Annotated in this window: 24 protein-coding genes; 16 read left to right on the top strand and 8 right to left on the bottom strand. The window is 42.0% G+C overall.

All coding sequences use genetic code 11. From position 1 onward, the window contains the following. Nucleotides 1-10 precede the first annotated feature (10 nt). From moaC to lexA, 3 genes are all read left to right on the top strand, one after another. On the top strand, nt 11-487 hold the full coding sequence (moaC, locus tag KW060_RS06155; protein ID WP_249035493.1) for a cyclic pyranopterin monophosphate synthase MoaC: 477 nt from the start codon (nt 11-13) through the stop codon (nt 485-487). Nucleotides 488-491: 4 nt separating this feature from the next. Beyond that, on the top strand, nt 492-1,682 hold the full coding sequence (locus KW060_RS06150; protein ID WP_249035492.1) for a molybdopterin molybdotransferase MoeA: 1,191 nt from the start codon (nt 492-494) through the stop codon (nt 1,680-1,682). Between the two features lie 79 nt (nt 1,683-1,761). Then, nucleotides 1,762-2,430, top strand: a complete 669-nt coding sequence (gene lexA, locus KW060_RS06145; RefSeq protein ID WP_249035491.1) for a transcriptional repressor LexA — start codon at nt 1,762-1,764, stop codon at nt 2,428-2,430. An 8-nt stretch (nt 2,431-2,438) separates the two neighbouring features. Here lexA and KW060_RS06140 read toward each other — a convergent pair whose 3' ends face one another. Continuing rightward, nucleotides 2,439-3,542, bottom strand: coding sequence for a PAS domain-containing sensor histidine kinase (locus tag KW060_RS06140; RefSeq protein ID WP_249035641.1), 1,104 nt, complete (start codon nt 3,540-3,542; stop codon nt 2,439-2,441). 186 nt (nt 3,543-3,728) lie between these two features. Between KW060_RS06140 and recO the strand changes: the two genes are divergently transcribed. The 4 genes from recO to KW060_RS06120 are packed head-to-tail and all read left to right on the top strand — an operon-like array spanning nt 3,729 to nt 9,059. Then, complete coding sequence (gene recO, locus KW060_RS06135; protein WP_249035490.1) at nt 3,729-4,457, top strand: DNA repair protein RecO; 729 nt, start codon at nt 3,729-3,731, stop codon at nt 4,455-4,457. A gap of 59 nt (nt 4,458-4,516) precedes the next feature. Next, the gene (locus tag KW060_RS06130; protein ID WP_249035489.1) at nt 4,517-6,175 is read left to right on the top strand and encodes a U32 family peptidase C-terminal domain-containing protein; all 1,659 of its coding nucleotides are present in this window, start codon (nt 4,517-4,519) and stop codon (nt 6,173-6,175) included. A gap of 57 nt (nt 6,176-6,232) precedes the next feature. Further along, the gene (gene parC, locus KW060_RS06125; RefSeq protein WP_249035488.1) at nt 6,233-8,470 is read left to right on the top strand and encodes a DNA topoisomerase IV subunit A; all 2,238 of its coding nucleotides are present in this window, start codon (nt 6,233-6,235) and stop codon (nt 8,468-8,470) included. A gap of 34 nt (nt 8,471-8,504) precedes the next feature. Further along, a complete protein-coding gene (locus KW060_RS06120) occupies nt 8,505-9,059 on the top strand; it encodes a GNAT family N-acetyltransferase (RefSeq protein WP_249035487.1) in 555 nt (184 codons plus the stop codon). A gap of 9 nt (nt 9,060-9,068) precedes the next feature. Here KW060_RS06120 and KW060_RS06115 read toward each other — a convergent pair whose 3' ends face one another. Together KW060_RS06115 and KW060_RS06110 are read right to left on the bottom strand one after the other, a co-directional pair. After that, on the bottom strand, nt 9,069-10,886 hold the full coding sequence (locus tag KW060_RS06115) for a hypothetical protein (RefSeq protein ID WP_249035486.1): 1,818 nt from the start codon (nt 10,884-10,886) through the stop codon (nt 9,069-9,071). Nucleotides 10,887-11,004: 118 nt separating this feature from the next. Then, nucleotides 11,005-11,886 (bottom strand): branched-chain amino acid aminotransferase, encoded by an 882-nt coding sequence (locus tag KW060_RS06110; protein WP_249035485.1) that lies wholly within the window; start codon nt 11,884-11,886, stop codon nt 11,005-11,007. A 65-nt stretch (nt 11,887-11,951) separates the two neighbouring features. Between KW060_RS06110 and KW060_RS06105 the strand changes: the two genes are divergently transcribed. Continuing rightward, complete coding sequence (locus tag KW060_RS06105) at nt 11,952-12,455, top strand: MarR family winged helix-turn-helix transcriptional regulator (RefSeq protein WP_249035484.1); 504 nt, start codon at nt 11,952-11,954, stop codon at nt 12,453-12,455. A gap of 126 nt (nt 12,456-12,581) precedes the next feature. Here the strand turns inward: KW060_RS06105 and KW060_RS06100 are convergent, their stop codons facing one another. From KW060_RS06100 to KW060_RS06085, 4 genes are read right to left on the bottom strand one after another with little or no spacing between them, the layout of a single operon-like run. Continuing rightward, the gene (locus tag KW060_RS06100) at nt 12,582-13,763 is read right to left on the bottom strand and encodes a BaiN/RdsA family NAD(P)/FAD-dependent oxidoreductase (RefSeq protein WP_249035483.1); all 1,182 of its coding nucleotides are present in this window, start codon (nt 13,761-13,763) and stop codon (nt 12,582-12,584) included. Then, a complete protein-coding gene (gene proC / locus KW060_RS06095; protein WP_249035482.1) occupies nt 13,763-14,599 on the bottom strand; it encodes a pyrroline-5-carboxylate reductase in 837 nt (278 codons plus the stop codon). Before proC ends, KW060_RS06100 begins: the two co-directional genes overlap by 1 nt. Before the next feature lie 11 nt (nt 14,600-14,610). Beyond that, nucleotides 14,611-15,111: a type III secretion system chaperone family protein gene (locus tag KW060_RS06090; RefSeq protein ID WP_249035481.1), complete on the bottom strand. Its 501-nt coding sequence runs from the start codon at nt 15,109-15,111 to the stop codon at nt 14,611-14,613. A gap of 4 nt (nt 15,112-15,115) precedes the next feature. Continuing rightward, a complete protein-coding gene (locus tag KW060_RS06085) occupies nt 15,116-15,382 on the bottom strand; it encodes an accessory factor UbiK family protein (RefSeq protein WP_249035480.1) in 267 nt (88 codons plus the stop codon). 182 nt (nt 15,383-15,564) lie between these two features. Between KW060_RS06085 and lgt the strand changes: the two genes are divergently transcribed. The 8 genes from lgt (at nt 15,565) to KW060_RS06045 (ending at nt 22,533) form a co-directional block, all read left to right on the top strand. Continuing rightward, on the top strand, nt 15,565-16,383 hold the full coding sequence (gene lgt / locus KW060_RS06080) for a prolipoprotein diacylglyceryl transferase (protein ID WP_249035479.1): 819 nt from the start codon (nt 15,565-15,567) through the stop codon (nt 16,381-16,383). Further along, nucleotides 16,380-17,483 carry a class I SAM-dependent methyltransferase gene (locus tag KW060_RS06075; protein WP_249035478.1) on the top strand — a complete coding sequence of 368 codons (1,104 nt, stop codon included), beginning with the start codon at nt 16,380-16,382 and terminating at the stop codon, nt 17,481-17,483. The genes lgt and KW060_RS06075 overlap by 4 nt, the downstream gene beginning before the upstream one ends. Beyond that, nucleotides 17,483-18,229 carry a peptidoglycan editing factor PgeF gene (pgeF, locus tag KW060_RS06070; protein ID WP_249035477.1) on the top strand — a complete coding sequence of 249 codons (747 nt, stop codon included), beginning with the start codon at nt 17,483-17,485 and terminating at the stop codon, nt 18,227-18,229. The genes KW060_RS06075 and pgeF overlap by 1 nt, the downstream gene beginning before the upstream one ends. Nucleotides 18,230-18,312: 83 nt before the next feature. Beyond that, nucleotides 18,313-19,251 (top strand): ribose-phosphate pyrophosphokinase, encoded by a 939-nt coding sequence (locus KW060_RS06065; RefSeq protein WP_249035476.1) that lies wholly within the window; start codon nt 18,313-18,315, stop codon nt 19,249-19,251. Between the two features lie 163 nt (nt 19,252-19,414). Further along, on the top strand, nt 19,415-20,071 hold the full coding sequence (locus KW060_RS06060) for a 50S ribosomal protein L25/general stress protein Ctc (RefSeq protein WP_249035475.1): 657 nt from the start codon (nt 19,415-19,417) through the stop codon (nt 20,069-20,071). 22 nt (nt 20,072-20,093) lie between these two features. Then, nucleotides 20,094-20,675: an aminoacyl-tRNA hydrolase gene (pth, locus tag KW060_RS06055; protein WP_249035474.1), complete on the top strand. Its 582-nt coding sequence runs from the start codon at nt 20,094-20,096 to the stop codon at nt 20,673-20,675. A 5-nt stretch (nt 20,676-20,680) separates the two neighbouring features. Beyond that, a complete protein-coding gene (gene ychF / locus KW060_RS06050) occupies nt 20,681-21,784 on the top strand; it encodes a redox-regulated ATPase YchF (RefSeq protein ID WP_249035473.1) in 1,104 nt (367 codons plus the stop codon). 8 nt (nt 21,785-21,792) lie between these two features. Next, nucleotides 21,793-22,533 (top strand): tetratricopeptide repeat protein, encoded by a 741-nt coding sequence (locus tag KW060_RS06045; protein ID WP_249035472.1) that lies wholly within the window; start codon nt 21,793-21,795, stop codon nt 22,531-22,533. Here KW060_RS06045 and KW060_RS06040 read toward each other — a convergent pair. Further along, nucleotides 22,530-23,486, bottom strand: a complete 957-nt coding sequence (locus tag KW060_RS06040) for a bifunctional helix-turn-helix transcriptional regulator/GNAT family N-acetyltransferase (protein WP_249035471.1) — start codon at nt 23,484-23,486, stop codon at nt 22,530-22,532. The two genes, KW060_RS06045 and KW060_RS06040, sit on opposite strands and share 4 nt — an antisense overlap. Nucleotides 23,487-23,512: the final 26 nt, after the last annotated feature.

Raw genomic sequence — 23,512 nt, 5'->3', positions numbered from 1 at the left:
GGATAAGAATATGTCAGACCTAACACACCTTGATGCCGAAGGCCGCGCAAGCATGGTTGATGTTTCGGAAAAGGCCGAAACAAAACGCATTGCCGTTGCCAAAGGTCGCATATATATGGCGAAAGAAACGCTTGCGCTTATTGAAGCGGGCGGCGTTAAAAAAGGTGATGTTTATACGGTTGCCCGCCTTGCCGGTATTATGGCCGCGAAGAAAACGGCTGATCTTATTCCTTTATGTCATCCGCTACCGATACAAAATGTACAGGTTGATCTGGAAAGTAATGAACAGGAAAGTTGCGTGGACATCACCGCGACAGCGAGTCTTTATGGCCGTACAGGGATTGAGATGGAGGCACTCGCCGCCGTATCCGTCGCAGGACTTGCCATATATGATATGTGTAAAGCCGTCGATAAAGCCATGCGTATTACTGATGTCAGATTAACCCATAAATCCGGTGGCAAGTCAGGAACCTTTAACGCGGATTAAATTTATGTCACTCCTCCCCGTCCCAGAAGCACTTGAAACAATTTTAAATTCCACAAATGAACTGGATACTGAAACCATTCATTTAAATGATGCACTGGGGCGCGTTACTGCAAATGACATTACATCCAACCTGACCCAACCACCATTTGCTGCATCCGCCATGGACGGATATGCGGTTAAGTATGATGACATTGATAAACCTCTTACCGTCATTGGTGAATCACAAGCGGGAAATTCATTTGATGGCACAATTGAAAACGGCGAAGCCGCACGAATATTTACCGGCGCACCAATGGTTGATGGCGCCGATACCGTCGTCATTCAGGAAAATGTCACACGTAACGGTGACCAGATCATCATTAATGATTGCAAGGCCAAAGGATCAAACATCCGCGCTGCAGGTGGTGATTTTAAAAACGGTGATGTGCTGGTAACAAAAGGCACCAAAATTGGCGCAAGACAAATTGCCCTGCTTGCAGCAGGAAATGTTGCTGAAATAAGCGTATACCGCCAGCCAAAAGTCGCCATACTTTCCACAGGCGATGAACTTTTGGAAGTCGGATCAGAAATTGGCCCCGATAAAATCGTCAATTCCAATGTTCCGCTATTCATGGCACTGGTTGAAGAAAACGGCGGCATTCCCATAAATCTTGGCACAGCAAAAGACACACTAAAAGACGTTCAAACGAAAATCGCCCTTGTTAAAGATGTGGATATTTTTGTTTCCATCGGCGGGGTTTCCGTTGGTGATTATGATATCATTCAAGATGTTTTAAAAGAAGCGGGCCTTAAGGTCGATTTTTGGAAAGTGGCCATGCAACCTGGCAAACCAATTGTTTATGGTGACTTTAATAGTATTCGCTATTTTGGCATGCCTGGCAATCCATCCAGTTCATATGTTTGTTTTGCAAACTTCATGCTTCCCGCCATGAATAAAATGCAAGGGTTGGATGGTGTTGGTTATCCAACAAGTATGGCAACAGTTGACCATGACATCCGCGCTGGCAGTGGCCGCATGAATTACATGCGTGCCATCTATCGGGAAAATGAAGACGGCACAAAATCAGTAGATGCAAGTTTCAACCAAGGAAGCGCCCGCCTAAAAACCATGTCCGATGCCAATTGCCTGCTTATCCGTGACGTTAGCGCACCAGAGGCCAAAGCAGGCGATCTCGTTAAAATAGTGCTTATATAAGTGTTCTCATTTTTGTTCTTGACAGAAGAATAAAAATAGAACATAAAAGAACATAACTGGATTATGCGGGAGACTTTCTATGCTTACGAAAAAGCAACATACTTTGCTTATGCTCATTCACGATAAACTTCATGAAGATGGTATCGCACCATCATTTGAAGAAATGAAAGTCGCGCTCGATCTTAAATCAAAATCCGGCATTCACCGTCTTATTAATGCGCTTGAAGAACGCGGATTTATTCGCCGCCTCCCTAATCGTGCACGCGCGCTTGAGGTTATTAAACTTCCGGATGATGAAGAAAACGTGTCACAGGAAAGCAACCTGTTTAAGCCGGATTTCGGTAATAAAGGCGGCAACGTTGATCCGCAAACGACTGAAATTCCGCTTCACGGAAAAATTGCTGCTGGTACACCGATAGAGGCACTAGAACAATATGAAAATATTGGCGTTCCTGCTGCAATGCTTGGTGCGGGTAGTTATTATGCACTTGATGTTGATGGTGATAGTATGATTGAAGCCGGCATTTTGGATGGTGACCGTGTTGTTATTGAACGTTGCGATAATGCCAGAACCGGTGAAATTGTTGTTGCCCTTGTCGACGAGGAAGAGGCAACATTAAAAACACTACAAAAACGTGGCCCTGATGTGGCGCTTGAGCCATCAAACCGCGATTTTGAAACACAAGTTTACCCAGCCAATCGCGTACGCATTCAAGGCAAGCTTGTTGGATTAATCAGACAGTATTAATTTCAGATTTATTCCTCGATGGATCGTTCCGGTGGGAAATGAAGCGTTGCGGATGTCCCGATGCCGCGCTCGCTTTGAATTTCGAGGTGACCTTGGAACAATTTAATAAATGCATCCACAAGTGGCAGACCAAGTCCGGTTCCTGTAATCTCTGAATCTTTTACCTGTGATGATCTTCTAAACGGGATCATAGCTGTGTGCAGATCATCTGCGGACATGCCAATCCCTTTATCAATAATGGAAATATCAAGCCCGCCGCTATTTCTATGGCGAAGACGTACTGTCACTTCCCCATCGTGATAAGAATATTTAACCGCATTGGATAACAAGTTATAAACCATTTGCCGCAAGATTTTTTCGTCGCCCCGGATCAAAATGTCATCTTCTGGGAATTCTTCGATAATGGTAATATCATTTTGAATTGCCATTGCTCTTAATGTCTGAATACAGGATTCTACCTCGTAACAGACATCGACAGTATTTTCGTTAAATTCCTGCTCCCCTGCTTCGATTTTTGAAAGATCAAGCAAGTCATTAATAATCGCCAGCAAATGAACACCGCTTGAATTAATAAGCTTGGCATATTCCTTAAAATTTGCCTTAAACATTTCATCGTCTGCACCGCTTTCGCCGGAAAGAATGCTAGAAAAGCCAATGATTGCGTTTAATGGCGTTCTTAATTCATGGGACATATTTTGCAAGAATGTGCTTTTATGCTTGTTGGCTTCGTCAGCTTTTATGCGGGCTTCAGATAATTCTTCTTCGGTTTTCTTTAATTCCGATATGTCCGTTGAAATGCCAACCAACACTCTTTCGTTGGTTTCTTCATCTTCTAGGATAAATTTATGACTTAAAAAGACGATATAATCATCAACTCTTTCTTCACCATTAAATGATTCCCCCTCGAAAACACTTCTGTCTAACGCCATCACTTTTTTCGCAAGTTCAGGCGGAAATACTTCGGTATCGTCTTTACCAAGAAAATCTTCTACCGTTTTACCAACGGATTGTGCCCCTTTTTCATTGATCATAAGATAAACACCGTCTTCGTCTTTAATATAGACTGCATTCGGTGTTGCTTCGATAATCGCCGCTAAGAATTTATTATTCACCTGACGCAAGAGTTATACCCTTCAATACTTTTTTTATTATTATTTTTATTTATAAACCCGAATGTAAAATACCCGGGATACCTTAATTTTTCTTTAACCATAATTTTATCTATTAAACAATTCTTTGCTTACAAAATCAGAAACGCTGAATTATGATAAGCCTGTTTTAAAAGACAGGATACCCAAATGGAATGGCATGACAATGGCATTATTTTAAATTTAAGAAAATATGGTGAATTTGATGCCATTATTGATGTCTTTACACGTGAACATGGTCGCCATTCCGGTATTGTTAAGGGGGGCATGGGAAGACGCCAACGCGGCAACATTCAACCGGGTAACGAAGTTGATGTGACTTGGCGCGGACGCCTTGAAACCCATCTTGGTACTTATAGTGTAGAACTTAAAAACGCCCGTGCAGTATCCTTTCTTTATTCACCGGGAAAACTGGCGGCCCTTAACAGCTGCTCAAGCCTATTAACCGTGGCAATGGCAGAAAATGAACCACATGCATTATTGCTTGATGGATTTATTGCTTTCATGGATGCATTAGAGGCCGCAAAAGATGATATCACCAACTGGGGACCTCTACTCACCCAATGGGAACTGGGGCTTCTTGGTGAACTGGGTTTTGGATTGAATCTTGAGTGTTGTGCTGCGACTGGTATTACTGATGATCTGATTTATGTTTCACCAAAATCCGGCCGTGCTGTGAGCCGTGATGCGGGCAAACCATATCATGATAAAATGCTGCCTCTGCCCGCCTTTTTATTAAAAAAACGCGATAATATTCCGGCGCAAGACGTGCTCGATGGTTTTCATTTAACCGAATTTTTCATGGAACGTCATATGCTTGCGCCATTTGGCAAAAAAATACCGCAGGCAAGACGTATGCTTCTTGACCATATTCCTTAGACAAAGCCATTCTTTTCCAGTATACAGGCGCCAGAAATTGAAATTTACAGGGTAATAAAATGGGTATTCGTCCGGAACGTTCAGAACTGCTGATGCCTGCTGGTAATCTGCAAAAATTAAAAATGGCTGTGCTTTATGGCGCTGACGCTGTCTATCTTGGCACGCCTGATATGTCGTTACGTACAAAGTCGGACTTTAGTCTGGAAGACGTGGTTGAGGGCATCGAATTTGCCCACGAACATGGTGTACGTGTTTACCTGACGCTTAACCTGTTTTCCCATAACAAAGACGTCCCGAAATTAAAGCAATATGTTGAAACAGTCCGTAAAGTTCAGCCAGATGGCGTTATTATCGCTGACCCTGGTGTTTTCCAATATGTGAAACAACACGCCCCTGATTTGGAACTTCATATTTCAACACAAGCCAATATCTGTTCATGGTTAAGTGTTAAATTCTGGGAAGAACAAGGTGCGAAGCTTTGCGTGCTTGCCCGCGAAGTTTCATTTGAAGAGCTAACCGAAATCCGTGAAGAATGCCCAGATATTAAACTGGAAGCATTCGTTCATGGTGCCATGTGCATGACATATTCCGGTCGCTGTATGCTCTCAAACTTTATGTCTGAACGTGGTGCAAACCAAGGGAACTGCTCAAATAGTTGTCGTTGGAACTATAAAGTTCACATGAAACTTAAAGACGGCACCATTCAGGACCTGGAACTTAATGAACATACACGTGATATGTTTGAATTCTTACTTGAAGAAGGCATCCGCGAAGGTGAATTGATGCCAATTCAGGAAGATGAGCGTGGATCATATATCCTGAATTCTAAAGATTTATGCCTAATGCCAAAACTTGATGACTATCTGCGAATTGGTGTTGATAGTCTTAAGGTCGAAGGCAGAAACAAAAGCCAATATTATGTGGCACTTGTTGCGCGCGCATACCGTATGGCCATTGATGATTATTACGCCGATCCTGAAAATTGGGACCCAGCCCCGTATATGGAAGAACTAAACACCGTTCAGGGCCGTGGTTATACCCTCGCCTTCCACGAGGGTCGCCTGACCAATCACGCACATAACTTTGAAAACACATCCACACTCGCCGAGTGGGAATTTGCAGGATTAATTGCCAAGGTTGAAGAAGATGCCTTTATTTTCGAAGTAAAGAACCGTATCGAAGCCGGTGACGTTCTTGAATTTATTTCACCAAAATCTCGCGAAACAATGCTGCTTCGCATTTATGAATTTGAAGACATCACCAAAAATGTAACCACAACGGTTGTAAATGCTGGCCAAAAACCAATGGTCCGTATTCCATTTGCGTGGTTTGATCAAGAAACAGAAGAACTGATCCGCCAGTTCCCTGAAATGTCAGTGGTTCGTAAAGAACGTGCCCTTACCAAGGAACAATGGGATCGTCTTAAATTCGATAAAGAAGGTCTTAAAATGGAACTCGGTAAAGGATCCGAGAAACGCTATTTCGAAATGCGTGATAAGCTTGTTGAAAGCATCGAAGAATCCAACCAAGACCGCAAATTTAAAACACCACGCATCGGTGTTGAGGGATGTTGCGGCCGTGGTTGTAACGGATGTCTTATTTTCTGGAATGATCCACAATATGAAAAAGCACGCGAACTGATGAAAGATAAAAAGCAAGGCGAAATGCTTGCGAAAAACTCACGCGGTAAAGCAACTGACCAAGCCGTAGCAGAATAGTTTAATTTTCATCATTTTAAGCTTTAATCTGACAATCAGATTGTTATAGTAACCTTCATGAATACTGTAACAACTGAAGACACGATTTTAAACGCTCCGCTCGGTGATACTCTGGGGGACCGTTATCTTTCATATGCATTATCAACCATTATGTCCCGTTCATTGCCGGACGTGCGTGACGGTTTAAAACCTGTTCACCGCCGTTTGCTTTTTGCGATGCGTCAATTGAAATTGAACCCGGACACCGGCTTTAAAAAATGTGCCCGTGTGGTTGGCGATGTGATCGGTAAATATCACCCCCATGGTGATCAATCGGTATATGATGCGATGGTACGCCTATCGCAAGAATTTGCAGTCAGATACCCACTTGTGGATGGTCAGGGTAACTTCGGTAACATTGACGGCGATAATGCGGCCGCCATGCGTTACACAGAAGCGCGCATGACCGAAATCGCAACCGCACTTATGGAAGACATCGATAAAGACACGGTTGATTTCCGCGAAACATATGATGGTGAGGAAGAAGAACCTACGGTAATGCCGGCGAACTTTCCGAACCTGCTTGCTAATGGTGCAATGGGTATCGCGGTTGGTATGGCAACCAGTATTCCACCACACAATGTCGATGAGATTTGTCAGGCGTTACTTCATCTTATTAAAACGCCGAATGCCAGAACGGCAACACTTGTTGAATATGTTCAAGGGCCGGATTTCCCAACGGGCGGTACAATCGTTGAACCCCGTGAAAATATCATTCAAGCCTATGAAACCGGCCGCGGCAGTTTCCGAATGCGCGCAAAATGGCACGTCGAAGAAGGCACCCGTGGCATGTATCAAATCATTGTCACGGAAATTCCATATCAGGTTCAAAAATCACGCCTGATCGAAAAAATTGCTGATCTGATTTATCAGAAAAAGTTACCGATCCTCGGTGATGTCATGGACGAAAGTTCAGAAGATATCCGTATTGTACTGGAACCAAAAAACCGCACGATCGAACCGGACATGCTGATGGAAAGCTTGTTTAAGCTGACCGATCTGGAAAGCCGTTTTTCACTTAACATGAATGTGCTTGAAGGTGGCAACCTGCCGCGTGTTATGAATTTACGCGAAGTATTACAAGCTTTCCTTGATCACAGGCAGGATGTTCTGATCCGCCGTTCGAAATTCCGTCTTGAAAAAATTGATCATAGGCTAGAGGTTCTTGGTGGTTACCTGATTGCTTATCTTAATCTTGATGAAGTCATCCGCATCATACGCGAAGAAGATCATGTTAAAAAATGTTTGATGGAAACATTTAATCTGACCGAAGTTCAAGCGGACGCGATCTTAAATATGCGCCTTCGTTCCCTTCGTAAGTTAGAAGAGATGGAAATCAAAACGGAATATGCTGGCCTTGAAGAGGAAAAAGCATATTTGCTTGAATTATTGGATAGCGAAGAAAAACGTTGGACCGTTATTGGTGATGACATCAGGGAACTACGCAAAAAATTCGGCAAAAAAACCGAAATTGGCACCCGCAGGACCGATTTCGCAGATGCACCAGAAGCAGCCGTAATCCCACTGGAAGCCATGATCGAAAAAGAACCTGTTACAGTGATTTGTTCGAAAAAAGGCTGGATCCGTGCGATGAAAGGCCACGTTGCCATTGATGACAAAATCAAATTTAAAGAAGGCGACGAGTTAAAATTCGCATTCCACTGTCAAACAACAGACAAGGTTCTACTGTTTGCAACAAACGGTCGTTTTTACACCATTGGCGCTGATAAACTGCCGGGTGGACGCGGCCATGGTGAACCGGTCAGATTAATGATCGACCTTGGCAACGACGAAGACATCGTTTCATTATTCGTACATGATCCGGGCACCAAAATCATCGTAGCCGCTGAAACAGGCCGCGGCTTCATGGCAGAATCCGATAAGGTTGTCGCCAGTACCAAGAACGGAAAACAGGTCATGAATACCGAGGACGGCGCCAATAAAGCCGTACTTGCCCGCGTCATCGAAGAAGGACACGATCACATTGCCATTTGTGGCTTGAACCGTAAATTATTGGTTTATCCAATTGATCAAATGCCGGAAATGACCCGTGGTCGCGGCGCTATCTTACAGAAATATAAAGGTGGCGGTCTTGGCGATATTATTTCCTTTAAGCTCGAAGATGGCTTAAGCTGGGAAATGCGCGGCGGTAAAACCCGCACAGAAACCGATCTAATGGCGTGGACTGGAAAACGTGGACAGGTTGGACGTATGCCACCACATGGTTTCCCGTCAAACAATAAATTCTCGCGGTAGATCTGATACTAAACACTTGTTTTAGTGAGAAAAAATGAAATTTGTTCCGCTTTTAAAGCCTGATGCACAGATCCTGGCCATGGGTGAACATGTTCATCTGCAGCTTCCTGCGAACATGCATAAAAAAACTTTTGTGGATTTTGTTGAGCGGAACAAGAAATTTCACGAACCTTGGGTTTATGTATCAACCGATCCATCTTATTACGACCAATATTTAAGACGCATGAAAATGGGCCGCACCCTCGGCGCATTTGTCCATACCAACGAAAGCAATGATTTTGTTGGTGTCATCAACCTGAACAGCATTCGCCTTGATCCATTCAGTACCGCGACACTTGGTTATTACGCAGAAGAAAACATGTGTGGCAAAGGGTACATGAAAGAAGGCATCCTGTTAATGCTTGATCATGCCTTTAAAAAGGTAGGCTTAAACCGTGTAGAAGTAAACGTGCAACCGGATAACCTATCCTCCATCGCTCTCGTTAAATCATGTGGCTTCACACACGAGGGATTTTCAAGAAAGTTCTTAAAAATCGGCAGTGACTATAAAGACCATGAAAGATGGGCCTATCTGGCTGAGGATTTTTAGAGTATTTAATTATTCTTTCTTATACCCCAAAATTTCAGCTGACAGATTTTTATATGGTGAACGTTCATCTTCAGCTTCATTTTTTAGGAAAGTAATTTTTTCTGGATTATCTGTTACATATTTAAGAGCCCGAATGTATGCAACTTTAGAACTTTCATATTCTTTTGCATTGGCAATTAAAACTTTGGTAAATGTCTCCGGTAAACCTACCTTAAACTGATCTATTAAAATACTAGCATTGATAAGTTTATGTTCATCATCTGATTTCAGATTTTCAAAAATAAAATCTTCCCATTTTTGATAGTCTTTTTCATACAAATAGTTAGCAATTAAATTCATTGGAGTAACATCTATTATATAATTTATTCGGGAACGAGTTCCTAATATTTTCACAGGTATTTCAATATTTAACATAGAACTTAACCCAACTTGAAAATCATCATTATGAGGAACAAACGCCACCTTCGCGTTATGATACCTGTATATAATTTCTAATGCTTTGGCTTTTTCTGTAGAATGTTCCAACATTAACCCAGCTAGGTACAAAAGAGAAAAATTTGGCCCATTTACGGGGTTGTAGACATCATAAGAATACAGGTTACCCCCTGAAAAAGACATATATGTACTCATTGGCTTTGTATTTTCAGCTAACTTTTCTATTTTTTCAATTTCAACCTCTAAATCATAGTTACTTACCTGTTCAATATAACTCTTCATCTCTGGTGTAAGTTTAGTAACATTATTCAATGCCAAGGTACAACTTGCACTTTCAAGTGCTGTTCTGGAAAACCTCGAGCGGTATACTAACGTATCAATATAATCACTATTACTGATATCAAAGTTGTCAAGATATGAACAAATATTACTTACAAAAATTGGATTTTGAAATTTAGTGTCGGCCAATTTTTCCATCAATAATTTCAACAAATCACTTTTCAATGAAAAATCATCTAACGACTTATTTTTAAGAGCTTTTTTAACAAGGAAAAAATTACCATTACCTATTAATTCGAAAATTTTATTTTTTGCCTTAGGGTATTGCGCTGAATATTCCAGCAGTAATTCTACGGCGATATCATTGTTATCTTTGATTTCTAAAAACAATTGTGACAATTCAAATGGCCTAACTGTTTTTAAAGCCAAATCAATTTCTTGCTCCGTTATTAATTTCGCTTTTTGCAAAATATATAGTGCATTACTAGGGGCACGTTCAGAAACGTTTCTAATTTCAACCTCATACAACTTTAAATCTTCAGCAGACATTTCTCTTAATAAACTTAAATACGCTTCAGGGTTTTTATTTAAATCAGGAACTATTCTTTCTGCTTTTTTCGGGTCATTTTTAAATATCTCCCTTAATATTCCATACCGCATAGATTCACTTAAATTTTTATGCCCCTTAGGATTTAGCAAGAAATCTAGTAAACTCTCAGGGATAATTTCAATATCAGCAAGCCCCAATAGAAAAGATGATCTAAGTTGAAAAAAACTATCCCCACGTCGCGCCTTTAAATTAAAAGCATTATCAATATATTCTTTATAGGCTTTATTATGTTTTGATGGATCATCTACAATTGATATATAAGTTTCTAGAAATGCTTTACTGCTTTTCTTGTCTTTACTTCGCTTCAACAAACGCAGCAATGTTTTTTCAATAGATTTACTGTAAACACTTTCCTCACGTATTTTATGAGCAATTTCAATTTGCTCATCATATTTCCCGTCTCTAAGTATTTTATAGTAATTTCTATGCAGTTTTTCCTCTGCATAAGCAGAATTAAACACAACAGAAAAAAATAATGCTAACAAAGTAAAGGTTTTAAACACAATCCCCCCCTTTAAAAAAATCATTTTGCCAAAGCAATATTAAACGCACATCCCTCAAACAAGCAATAAAAAAGGCGACCCATTGGCCGCCCTTCTCTATACATTATTTGCTCAACAATTAAGTCTGGCGACCATTCACCAGATCATCATAATCACGAACCATATTCATGCATACCTCGCCAACTTCGAATGTGTAATCAGCAATTTGTGATAGTGGCGTGATTTCCGCCGCTGTTCCAGTAATGAATGCTTGTTCGAAATCCGCCATTTCTTCTGGCATAATCGCGCGTTCGATAACCTCGATTCCGCGTTTTGTCGCAAGATCAATGGCCGTACGGCGAGTAATACCGTCCAGGAAACAATCCGGTGTTGGTGTGTGTAACTTACCGTCTTTTAAGAAAAAGATGTTAGCGCCAGTGGCTTCCGCAACCTGACCACGATAATCAAGCATAAGCGCATCATCAAAACCATTTTCCGTTGATGCATCCTTACAAAGAGACGCAATCATGTAAAGACCGGCTGCTTTTGATGCGGTCGGTGCTGTATCTGGTGCAGGGCGACGCCATTTCGCGATTTCAAGACGAAGGCCTTTTTTCTTGGCTTCTTCACCGAAATATGATGGCCATTCCCATGCTGCGATTGCAACGTGAACTTTTGATCCTTTTGTTGCAACGCCCATCATTTCTGAACCGCGCCATGCAACTGGACGAACATACGCATCCACAAGATTATTAGCAGCAACCACCTCGTCCGCAGCAGCATCAAGTTCATCCGCAGTATATGGAATATCCATACCCAGAATTTCACCGGATTTAATCAGACGTTCACTATGTTCATGAAGTTTGAAAATTTTACCGCCATATGCGCGCTGTCCTTCAAAAACACAGCTACCATAATGAAGCGCATGCGAAAGAACATGGAAATTGGCATCGCGCCAATCAATAAGTTCACCGTTATACCAGATTACACCGTCACGGTCGTCAAATGGGATGATCGACATACTTTTAGAATCCTTTGTAGTTTTTATACTTGATATTTTTATCACCGCCTTTAAAATATGTCAACATGACTGACATAAATTTTAAAAATGAATTATCTGACATCAATGATGACGAACTTTTTTTAAAAAGTACGGAACTTCTTTATTTCGCTTACCGTGACTTTATCGCCTGGCCGGATGACTTTTTGCAAAAGTACGGATTTGGCCGTGCGCACCACCGGGTTATCTTTTTCGTAAGTGGAAATCCGGGGATGACGGTTGCGGAACTTCTTAAGGTTCTGAACATCACTAAACAGAGCCTTTCACGCGTTTTAAGTACACTGATTGATCAGGATTATATCACACAAAAAATTGGCGAAGAAGACCGCCGTCAGCGGCTGCTATATTTAACGGATAAGGGGCAAGAGTTACTCGCTGAAGTTTCCACCTATCAGAAGGACCAAGTTCTTAAAGCATGTAAGGAAAGCGGCGTAGAAGCCACTGAAGGTTTTTGGAAAGTTTTAAGTGTACTAATCAATGAAAATGACAGATCAGAAATATTAAAATCTATTTTTAAATCAAAATCTTAAACCCCACTCTTAAACAAAATCTTTAAAAGTTAGTCATTGCCCGACTTGATCGGGCAATCCATTACATGAGAAATTTTTATTGATATGGATACCCCGGTCAAGCCGGGGTATGACGGTGGCAGGAAGTCACACGAACTGACCTGCGGCGTGACCCGATGCCCAAGCCCACTGGAAATTGAAGCCGCCTAGATGCCCCGTTACATCGACCACTTCTCCAATAAAATATAGGCCATCCTGCTTTTTGGCTTCAAATGTTTTTGATGATAATTCATCGGTACTAACACCGCCGCGGGTGACTTCCGCCGTTGCAAACCCTTCTGTGCCTTTTGGCGTAAGATGCCATTCATTCACAAGCGTTGCCAGAGTTTGTAATTTCTTATGGGATAAATCGGCCAACCTTCCCTCTGCTTTGGACTTTTCACATAAGTATTGCGCGAGCCGTTTTGGCAAGATTGACGCCAGTGTTGTCTGTACTTCCTGTTTCGGGTTTTCTTCTTTTACCGATTTTAATAAATCAAACACGTCGGTACCCGGCGCAAGATTAATGATAATTTCCTGACCACTACGCCAATAAGATGATATCTGCAAAATTGCAGGACCGCTTAACCCTTTATAGGTAAAAAGAAGCGCTTCACGGAATGACTTTTTGCCGCATTTAACAATAACTTCTTGCGAAACACCACGTAGTTCACGTAAGGCAAAAATATAATCTTCGCCGAATGTCAGGGGCACGAGCGCCGGCACAGGATCAACGATTTTTAGACCAAATTGTCTGGCAACATCATATCCAAAACCAGTTGCCCCCATTTTCGGGATGGACGGCCCACCAGATGCAATGACAAGTGATGCACATTCATATGACGTTCCCTCAATCATCAATTCAAATTGATCTTCCTTACAGGATACCTTTAAAACTTCGGCATTTAATTTGATCTCAACACCCGCTGCATCACATTCATCAAGCAACATACCGATGATTTTACCCGATCCGTCATCGCAAAATTGCTGGCCCAACGTTTTTTCATGATAGGCAATGCCATGCTTTTCAACCAGATCAATAAAATCATATGGACCATATCGTTTTAATGCCGATTTATGAAAATGCGGATTTTCTGATATAAAATCATTATGGGTGCAATGGATATTGGTGAAATTACACCTGCCGCCACCGGAAATCCGGATTTTTCCGGCAATGGACTTCCCCTTTTCAATCACAAGAACGCTACGCCCGCGTTTACCGGCCTCAATTGCGCACATAAGACCAGCTGCGCCACCGCCAATGATGATTACATCATACTGATTAGCCATTATCCGGCCAGCTCTTTAGATCGGTTTTTGGCTTCCTGCATGGCGCGGCGAATGATCCGTGCGATCCCCTCTTCCGACATCAACACATCAAGGGCCGCTGCTGTTGTGCCGCCGGGGCTTGTGACATTTTCACGTAATTTTGATGCGGTTTCATCACTTTCTTCCAAAAGCCCCCCTGCGCCAGCCACGGTCTGTCTGGCAAGCTTCTGACTTAATTCCGGTGATAAGCCAATGGCTTCACCGGCTGCGGCCATGGCTTCCGCCATATAGAACACATATGCGGGTCCGCTACCGCTTAATGCTGTGACAGCATCCATTAAGGCTTCGTCATCAATCCATTCAACATCACCGACCGTTTCAAGCAGCGTACTACAAATATTTTTCGCGGCATCACTAACTGGTCCGTTTGCAACACAAACGGTAATTCCCTTACCGATTGCCGCTGGCGTATTTGGCATAGCACGCACAATTGCTTGATCCAGGCCCAAATGATCTTCGAAATAATGAATTGTTTTGCCTGCTGCTACAGACATAACGACGGCTGATGACAGGTCATGTTCTTTAAGCGCTGCAAGCGCATCATTCATCATTTGCGGCTTCACTGCCATTATCACAAATGATGGTTTTAACGATTGCCCTAAACCATCAACAGCTTCATGTAAATTTCCAAGTTCAGGGAAACTTTTCCTTACCGGATCAAGAAACGGATCGACAATTTGTACGGCATCAGGGGAAAGTCCCTCTTTCAACCATCCGGCAAGCATGGAACCACCCATTTTCCCACAACCAATTAACACTAAAGGGTTTTCGGCTGTGATTGTGGATAGGTTGCTCATGGAATTTTCCTTTATGCGTTACCGACGGTTTCTAGCATCGCTGCTTCGATCGCTTCTGCCGGACTTTTCCCGCCCCAGATTACAAATTGGAATACAGGAAAGTATCTGTTTATTTCGGCAATAATTGTGCGTGTGACCAGTTCACATGCCGCTGCCATATCTGCACTATTGGTCGGTGGTAACAATGAATATCGAAACATGATGCTGTTATCATCGCTCCAGATTGAAAAATGGCCGACATCAAGACGTTCATTCAATTCTGTTAATAGTTCAAGAATATCAGCACGTTTCTTGTCTTGTACCTTAACATCCATTTGACCAGCGCATTGCAAGATATTTTGATCATCGAGCCACAAATAACGTAGGTGAAAATCACACCAATCGCCGGAGATGGCCGCAACAATTTCCTCGTTCCCCATGCGTTCATAGGGCCATTCATTCTGGCTTACGATTAACTCAAGAGTGTCAAGCGGGTTGATCCGCTCTTCATTTAAACCTGATACAGATAGCATTTTTTTATTTCTTCTTTTTCTTTAGTGCACTGATATCTTTTTGAAGCTTTTCAATAATGGCTTTAAGCTCTTCATTTTCTGTACGGGCAGTAACAGCCATTTCACGCACAACTTCAAATTCTTCACGGCTAACTAGGTCCATGTCCTGTAGCACGCTTTCAAGACGCGTTTTTACTTGGTTTTCCACCTCTGCCTTAACACCGTGAAGGGTACCCGCTGCGCTTTGACCCAGTCTTGCAAGGTCACTAAGAATTTTATTGTCTGATTGCACGATTAAATCCTAAATCAATTCAAATTTTCAGGGTGGTAAATATTACCGTCATTTAACTGCAATATGACGCAACATTTATCGGTTGCCAAGTGACATTAAATATGGGACAACATTTCAATATCCTGATAGCAGGCTGTAATGCTTTGTTTCGCTTGATCTTATAAGAAAAATGGTTTTCGTAAATGACTGAATATTTATTATTCTCGGCACTGAATTATCCCAATATTGATCCAATTTTATTAGAAATCGGCCCTTTGGCGATTCGCTGGTATTCGCTTTCTTATCTCGGGGGATTAATATTCGCATGGTATTATATGTCCCGCCTGATTAGGGTTAAACCTGCCCCCTGCACACAAGAACATATTAGTGATTATATTTTCTGGGCCATGATGGGGATCGTGCTTGGCGGCCGTATTGGATACGTTCTCTTTTATAATGCATCATATTACGCTGAAAACCTTGGTGATGCTTTTGCCATTTGGGATGGCGGCATGTCATTTCATGGTGGTTTTCTTGGGGTTTGCGTTGCAACCATCTTATTTGCGAGGCACCATAAAATCCCACTTTTCAGATTTGCCGATATCATCGCATGCGCAAGCCCGATTGGGTTGATGCTTGGCCGCTTTGCAAATTTTATTAATGGTGAATTATATGGCCGTGTGACGGATGCATCAATTGGAATGGTTTTCCCAAATGGCGGCCCACTACCACGCCACCCAAGTCAGCTATATGAAGCCATGCTCGAAGGGTTATTATTATTCCTTGTTTTATTTGTCCTCTATAATTTCACTAAAGCACGCCACAAGCCGGGATTATTGACCGGATTATTCATCATCGGGTACGCAGCAGCACGCACATTCGTTGAACAGTTCCGTGAACCTGATAGCCATATTGGTTTCCTATTTGGTACAGAAGCCATCACCATGGGGCAGCTATTAAGCGCACCAATGATTATGTTTGGTTTATATCTGATATTCCGCCCTAGGAAACAGTCCATATGACCGCCTTAAAAGACCATTTAATTAGTCTTATCAGGCTGCACGGTCCCATGACAGTTAGCGCTTATATGACGGAAGCACTGACGAACCCACAGCATGGGTATTACGCAAAGCAGACACCATTTGGTACCAAAGGGGATTTTATTACCGCCCCGGAAATAAGCCAGATGTTCGGCGAACTTATTGGATTATGGTTTGCGGATCTTTGGTTAAAAATGGGAAGCCCTAGTAAAGTTCATTTAATCGAACTTGGCCCCGGACGCGGGACATTAATGTCCGATTTATTGCGTAGCGTCAATGCATTACCGGATTTTCTTAATAAAATAGATTTACATTTTGTTGAGGCATCAAGCGCATTAAAAGAACAACAAAAACAGAAATTATCTGCATATCCAAATAATAAATATTGGCACGATAGTGTCAAAAACGCACTGGATCAAACAGCCAAGGATGATGGCTTTGCTGCCACCTTTATTATCGGCAATGAATTCCTTGATGCACTGCCCATCAGGCAATTCCAAAAATCCGATCTTGGTTGGCATGAGCGTATGATAAATACAGATGAAAGCGGTGAAGGTTTATCTTATTCACTTTCCCCTTTCCCTGTTCAAGATGTAAAGTTACCAAGTGACTATGATGATGCAGAAATGTATAGCGTTATTGAAACCTGCCCAATGGGTGAATTTATCACATATGAAATCAGTAAGTATTTCAAAAAACATCGTGGCGCTGCACTTTTCATTGATTATGGATACGACAAATACCAAACCGGTGAAACATTACAGGCAGTAGAAGATCACAAGTTCACAGGTATTTTTGATAACCCGGGGCATGCCGACCTATCTGCCCATGTAAACTTTATAAAAACCTGTGATATTGCCCGTGAAGTTGGCATATACGCAGCAGGCCCCACGACCCAAGGCGCTTTCTTAAAAAATATGGGCATTGATCAGCGAGCCGCAACCTTACTGAGTGCCGCCAGCGATCAACAAGCAAATGATATTAAAAGCGGCCTTCACCGATTAACATCACCAGAAGAAATGGGTGAACTGTTTAAAGTATGTGCACTTTCATCAGAAAAATATGAAATGGCGGGTTTTTAATGGCGGATTTTGTTATCAGTAAACCTTTAAGCCAGAATAACAGTATCAAACATGGTTTTTTCAAGCGAACTGGTGGCCATTCCGACGGAATTTACGCCTCTTTAAATTGCGGGACATATTCAGGTGATCATAAAGACACGATCCTAAAGAACCGCAGCCTCGCCTGTTCTACGTTTTCTAAAAATGCCAAACTTATCGAGCTTCATCAAATCCATAGTAATAAAGTGGTTGTTTATGATGAAAATTATGAAATTGCTGACGCAGACGGCATTGTGACTGATAGACGAGACATTGCCTTAAGCGTTGTGACCGCCGATTGCGCACCTGTTCTTTTTGCCGATGCAAATGCAGGGGTCATTGGGGCTGCTCACGCAGGTTGGAAAGGTGCACATACTGGTGTGCTTGATAATACAGTTGATAAAATGTGTGTTCTTGGGGCAAATCGAAAAAATATTACGGCCGTAATTGGTCCCTGTATCGCACAAAATTCTTATGAAGTTGGTCCAGATTTTTTCAACGCAATTGATAACGAAAAATATTTCCTTTCATCAAACAATCCGGATCACCATATGTTTGATCTTTCTGGTTATGTATTTGATAAACTTAAAGGATGTGGAATAGGTTTAATTGATGCTCTAAACATCGACACATACGACAAAAAGAATGATTTTTTCAGCTATCGCCGTAAAACACATTTAAATGAAAACGATTACGGCCGCCAGATTTCAATTATTTTACAGAAATAAGATATTCAGAGTCGCTTTTTAAAAAAGAATCTGTATAAGATGCAGTGTAATTTCGGGTGACTTTTAATGGGACATTGTAAAAAATGAAGATTATTTCCGGGAACAGCAATTATCCTCTTGCTGAATCTATCGCCAACCATCTCGGGATGGAACTTACCAAAGCCAATATCAAGCGATTTTCTGATGAAGAAATCTGGGTAGAAATTCAAGAAAACGTCCGTGGGGAAGATGTATATGTAATTCAACCCACATCATATCCAACCAATGACAATTTAATGGAATTGTTGATTATTATCGACGCGTTAAAACGTGCATCCGCAAAACGTATCGTTGCCGTTATTCCATATTTTGGATATGCCCGTCAGGATAGAAAACCTGGACCACGCACACCGATCAGTGCGAAACTGGTTTCAAACCTGATTACCACTGCTGGGGCAGACAAGGTTCTGACAATGGATCTCCATGCTGGTCAGATCCAAGGTTTCTTTGATATTCCAACTGATAATCTATTTGCGTCCCCTGTTCTTGTAGAAGACATGCAGAAACGTTACGCAAAAGAAGAAAAACTGATGGTTGTTTCACCTGACGTTGGTGGTGTGGTTCGTGCCCGTGCATATGCAAGCCGTCTTGATGTTCCACTAGCGATCATTGATAAGCGCCGTGAAAAAGCAGGCGTTTCCGAAGTGATGAATGTGATCGGTGATGTTAAAGGATACCACTGCGTATTTGTTGATGACATTGTTGATAGTGCGGGAACACTTTGCAATGCGGCCGGTGCCCTTATTGAACATGGTGGTGCAAAATCCGTTAGTGCTTATGTATCGCACGGCGTGCTATCCGGACCAGCAATTGACCGCATCAATAAATCGGCAATGGAACATGTTGTTACCACTGATTCCATCTGTGCGACAGATGCCGTTAAAGGCTGTAAAAAACTAATACAGATTACAATTGCCCCGCTATTCGCGAAGGCGATCAGACGCATTCACGAAGAAAGCTCTGTTTCTGTACTGTTTAATTAGAAAATTATTCACATAAAAACTCAAAAAAACTATTGAGTTTTATATCATTTAGCGTTAAAAGCGGCGCTCATAAGGGTCTGTATCAATATGATCACAGGCCCTTTGATATTGGCACCCCTGGAGGCTGGTATCATGAACATATATTTATTATCGGAGAATTATAATGGCTAATACAGTTATTAAAGCAGAAGTACGCACAAAAGCGGGTAAGGGGTCCTCTCGTGCAATGCGTAGAGAAGGTCGTCTTCCTGCCGTCATTTATGGCGACAAAAAAGATGCCGTTTCTATCAGCGTTGATCGCGTGGAGATCGTTAAGCAAATGAACACTGGTTCTTTCCTTTCAACAACGTACGACGTTGAAGTTGAAGGTAAAAAAGAAATGGTTATTCCACGTGATGTTCAACTACACCCTATTTCTGACTGGCCAATGCATATTGACTTCCTTCGTCTATCGAAGAATGCAACAATTAACATTAACATCCCAGTACACGTAATCAACGAAGACGACTGCCCAGGCATCCGTCAAGGCGGTATCGTGAACATCGTTCGTCACGAAGTTGAATTTGAATGTCCTGCGAATGCAATTCCGGAATCAATTGAAATCGACCTTACAGGTGCTGAGCTTGGTGACAGTATTCACATTTCTTCTGTTAAATTACCAGAAGGTGTGACACCAACGATTGATGACCGTGACTTCACTGTTGCTACAATTTCTGCACCAAGCGGACTTAAGTCTGCTGAATCTGAAGAAGCAGAGTCTGATGAAGAGCATAGCGTAGAAGTTGAAGCGACTTCACAAAAATCTGAGGACGCTGAATAAGACCCTCTAAAAGGATAATGCCATGTTGCTGCTCGTAGGGCTGGGAAATCCCGGCAAACAATATGAACACAACCGGCATAATATTGGATTTATGGCGGTAGATGAAATCATCTATCGCCATAATTTTTCTGAACCAAAGTCAAAATTTCAGGGGCTCCTATCAGAAGGCCGCCTTGGAAGTGAAAAAGCACTGATTTTAAAACCGATGACATTCATGAATTTGTCCGGTAAATCAGTATCCGAAGCCGCAAGATTTTATAAAATACCATCAGAAGATATTTTCGTGTTTTATGATGAACTTGATCTTCCTGCCGGAAAAATCAGATATAAACTTGGTGGCGGCAACGCTGGTCATAACGGGCTTAAATCTTTGGATCAGTATATAAATAAAAATTATAACCGCATCCGAATGGGTATTGGCCATCCAGGCGATAAAGCACGGGTTAATGGGCATGTACTTGGCAATTTTTCCAATGCCGAACGCACATGGCTAGAGCCACTCATTGATGCAGTCGGGCGCAGTGCTGACAAATTAAAAAGCGGCGAAGGCGCAGATTTTCTAAATGAAGTCGGTTTGATATTGAAACCGAACAAAAAGGATTAATTATTATGGGATTTAAATGTGGTATTGTTGGACTTCCCAACGTTGGTAAATCAACGCTGTTTAACGCGCTTACAAACACTGCGCAAGCGGCAGCGGCAAACTATCCTTTCTGTACGATTGAACCGAATGTGGGACAAGTACCTGTACCGGATCCACGCCTTAATAAAATTGCAGAAATCGCCACATCAAAACAGGTGATCCCTACTCAACTATCGTTCGTTGATATTGCTGGCCTTGTACGTGGCGCATCAAAGGGCGAAGGCCTTGGAAACCAGTTCCTTGGCAACATCCGCGAGGTGGACGCGATTATTCATGTTTTACGCTGTTTTGAAGATGACGACATCACCCACGTAGAAGGCGTGATCGATCCAATCGCCGACGCAGAAACAGTTGAAACAGAACTGATGCTTTCAGATATGGAAAGCCTTGAAAAACGTAAAAGCGGGCTAGAACGCCGCATCCGTGGTCAGGATAAAGAAGCCAAGAAAATCATGGAAATGGTTGAACGCGTACTTAAGGTTCTTGAAGATGGCCTCCCTGCCCGTAAAACGGAAGTTGCCGACGAAGAAGAAGCAAAATTGCTCAAAGAGCTTCAACTGATCACGACAAAATCAGTTCTGTATGTTTGTAACGTATCTGAAGATGACGCCGCAGACGGAAATGAACTAAGCGCACGTGTCGCTGAAAAAGCGGCCAATGAAGCTGCTGAATGCGTTGTCATTAGTGCGGCACTCGAAGCCGAGATCGCGCAACTTGATGACGAAGAAGAACAAAAAGCATTCCTTGAAGACCTTGGTCTTGGTGAAACGGGCCTTGGCCGTGTTATTCGCGCTGGTTATGATCTGCTTCAGTTAATCACTTATTTCACAGCAGGACCAAATGAGGCCCGCGCCTGGACAATTACACAGGACACAAAAGCGCCACAAGCTGCTGGTGTAATACATACTGATTTTGAAACAGGATTCATTCGCGCAGAGACAATCGCCTATGACGATTACATCGAACATAACGGTGAAAACGGGGCCAAGGATAATGGTAAAATGCGTCTCGAGGGCAAAGAATATATCGTACAAGATGGCGATGTTTTATTATTCCGTTTCGCAAATTAGGAAAATTTATGAAAAAATTTATTGCTGCGATATTTATCATTCTTCTTGGAAATTCTGCTATTGCGCAGGAACAGGATATTACACCGCTGTTTAAGAAGATTACAGAAATGGCAAACACTGGCGAAGCAGAAGCCGCCTATCATCTAGGCATGTTTTATAGCAATGGTATCGGTGTAGAGCAGGACGCGAAAGAAGCATTTCGTTGGTTTAAAATTGCTGCCAATAAAAATGACCCCCTCGCCGCATATGAACTCGGTGCTTTTTACGCCGGAAAACATGAAGACGTCGCAGAATCAGATGCAGAAAGTGCCTTCAGAACCATCAAAAAATCTGCGCAGGCAGGCTATTCAATGGCCGAATATGATATTGGTGTGATGTACCTTAATTTCAGTAATGGTACTATGGGTGCCCGTTATATGGAACGTGCAGCGAAACAAGGCCACCCAATGGCATATCAAACATTATCGCTTCTTTATTTTCGCGGTGATATGACTGCTCGTGACATGATCAAATCGCGTGGGTACTTAAAATTATTTATCAATACTGTCGGCGAAGCTACGGGTGCTCAATATGCTGGCGTCATTACACAAATCGAAGAAAATATGAGCGCAGAAGACATTCAAACAAGTGATGCATTTATTGCAAATTGGACAGTAGAAGAAACAGAACTATCCGCACGTGCCAATAAAGGGTTAATGAGAAGCTTTGAATATGCAGGCTTCCGAGCACCGCAGCAACAAATGGATTAATTTCTTAATGGGTTAGAGCGGATGTATTTTCGCTCTAATACCTTTTTACCGTATCTATTGCCCCACTCTTCTATCACTAATTTAAATCCGTGACGTTCATATAGTGACCTTGCGGCATCCAAACCTTTAAATGTCCAAAGATGCACTTCATCAACCCCCTGTTCATCACAAAAATCCATTGCCATTTGCAATAGCTGTTTTCCAGTTCCTTTAGATTGAATGGTTGGATCAACGACAAACCATCTTAAATGTGCCTGCCCCTTATCCAGATCGTCTCCATCGATAGAAATGCTGCCAATGATATTACCATTTAGCACCGCATACCATGTTTCATTTTTTGGATTATCAAGTCGCATGATAAATTCAGAATAGTATTTACCAACCAGCGCTTCGAAATAGGCCCCAAAGCCAGCAATATCGCTATATATCCTTGAATGAAGCGAAGTAACGCTACCAATCAATTCATCGGTATAGCCACTATGGAAAGTAACTTCATTATTCGTGATAACTTCCCTATCCGGCGATAATGCTGATGTGTATAGTTCCAACCCGTTCATCACTATTTGCCTGTCATCGCTATCCATTTTTGATAAAGCGTATGAGGCATGATTGTTACCAAATGCATGGATACCTGAGACAGTCTTTTTACCCTTTGCACTTAACCGTATCAATTTTTCACGGCCATCATTTTCTGATTTATATTCTTCAATCTCATCATTTTTAAGTAATGTTTTCAACATCCTGCTAATGGATGATTTCTCGAGATATAATCTTTCTGACAACCATTTTGCAGTACAAGAACCCCTTTCATCAATTTCAAGCAGTGCATGTACCGCGCTTGGCGAATAATCAGTCCCTGCAAGGGTTCTGTTCATAAAACCAAATTTACGCACCATTTCACGAGTAGTGCGTCTAATATTATGTAAGAGCTTTTGATTAATTGCTGTTGTCATCGTCTTTCCTTTATTAAAAAGAAAGA

The organism is Pseudemcibacter aquimaris, from assembly GCF_028869115.1.
Taxonomy (GTDB): Bacteria; Pseudomonadota; Alphaproteobacteria; order Sphingomonadales; family Emcibacteraceae; genus Pseudemcibacter; species Pseudemcibacter aquimaris.
This window is presented reverse-complemented; position numbering and strand designations above follow the sequence as displayed.

Coding starts and splice junctions, on each gene's coding strand:
- pgeF (WP_249035477.1), top strand. CDS start 17,483: ATGGCGGATTTTGTTATCAGTAAACCTTTAAGCCAGAATAACAGTATC.
- proC (WP_249035482.1), bottom strand. CDS start 14,599: ATGAGCAACCTATCCACAATCACAGCCGAAAACCCTTTAGTGTTAATT.
- KW060_RS06075 (WP_249035478.1), top strand. CDS start 16,380: ATGACCGCCTTAAAAGACCATTTAATTAGTCTTATCAGGCTGCACGGT.
- KW060_RS06065 (WP_249035476.1), top strand. CDS start 18,313: ATGAAGATTATTTCCGGGAACAGCAATTATCCTCTTGCTGAATCTATC.
- parC (WP_249035488.1), top strand. CDS start 6,233: ATGAATACTGTAACAACTGAAGACACGATTTTAAACGCTCCGCTCGGT.
- lgt (WP_249035479.1), top strand. CDS start 15,565: ATGACTGAATATTTATTATTCTCGGCACTGAATTATCCCAATATTGAT.
- KW060_RS06100 (WP_249035483.1), bottom strand. CDS start 13,763: ATGGCTAATCAGTATGATGTAATCATCATTGGCGGTGGCGCAGCTGGT.
- KW060_RS06120 (WP_249035487.1), top strand. CDS start 8,505: ATGAAATTTGTTCCGCTTTTAAAGCCTGATGCACAGATCCTGGCCATG.
- KW060_RS06045 (WP_249035472.1), top strand. CDS start 21,793: ATGAAAAAATTTATTGCTGCGATATTTATCATTCTTCTTGGAAATTCT.
- ychF (WP_249035473.1), top strand. CDS start 20,681: ATGGGATTTAAATGTGGTATTGTTGGACTTCCCAACGTTGGTAAATCA.
- recO (WP_249035490.1), top strand. CDS start 3,729: ATGGAATGGCATGACAATGGCATTATTTTAAATTTAAGAAAATATGGT.
- KW060_RS06040 (WP_249035471.1), bottom strand. CDS start 23,486: ATGACAACAGCAATTAATCAAAAGCTCTTACATAATATTAGACGCACT.
- lexA (WP_249035491.1), top strand. CDS start 1,762: ATGCTTACGAAAAAGCAACATACTTTGCTTATGCTCATTCACGATAAA.
- KW060_RS06130 (WP_249035489.1), top strand. CDS start 4,517: ATGGGTATTCGTCCGGAACGTTCAGAACTGCTGATGCCTGCTGGTAAT.
- moaC (WP_249035493.1), top strand. CDS start 11: ATGTCAGACCTAACACACCTTGATGCCGAAGGCCGCGCAAGCATGGTT.
- KW060_RS06090 (WP_249035481.1), bottom strand. CDS start 15,111: ATGCTATCTGTATCAGGTTTAAATGAAGAGCGGATCAACCCGCTTGAC.
- KW060_RS06110 (WP_249035485.1), bottom strand. CDS start 11,886: ATGTCGATCATCCCATTTGACGACCGTGACGGTGTAATCTGGTATAAC.
- KW060_RS06105 (WP_249035484.1), top strand. CDS start 11,952: ATGACTGACATAAATTTTAAAAATGAATTATCTGACATCAATGATGAC.
- KW060_RS06060 (WP_249035475.1), top strand. CDS start 19,415: ATGGCTAATACAGTTATTAAAGCAGAAGTACGCACAAAAGCGGGTAAG.
- pth (WP_249035474.1), top strand. CDS start 20,094: ATGTTGCTGCTCGTAGGGCTGGGAAATCCCGGCAAACAATATGAACAC.
- KW060_RS06150 (WP_249035492.1), top strand. CDS start 492: ATGTCACTCCTCCCCGTCCCAGAAGCACTTGAAACAATTTTAAATTCC.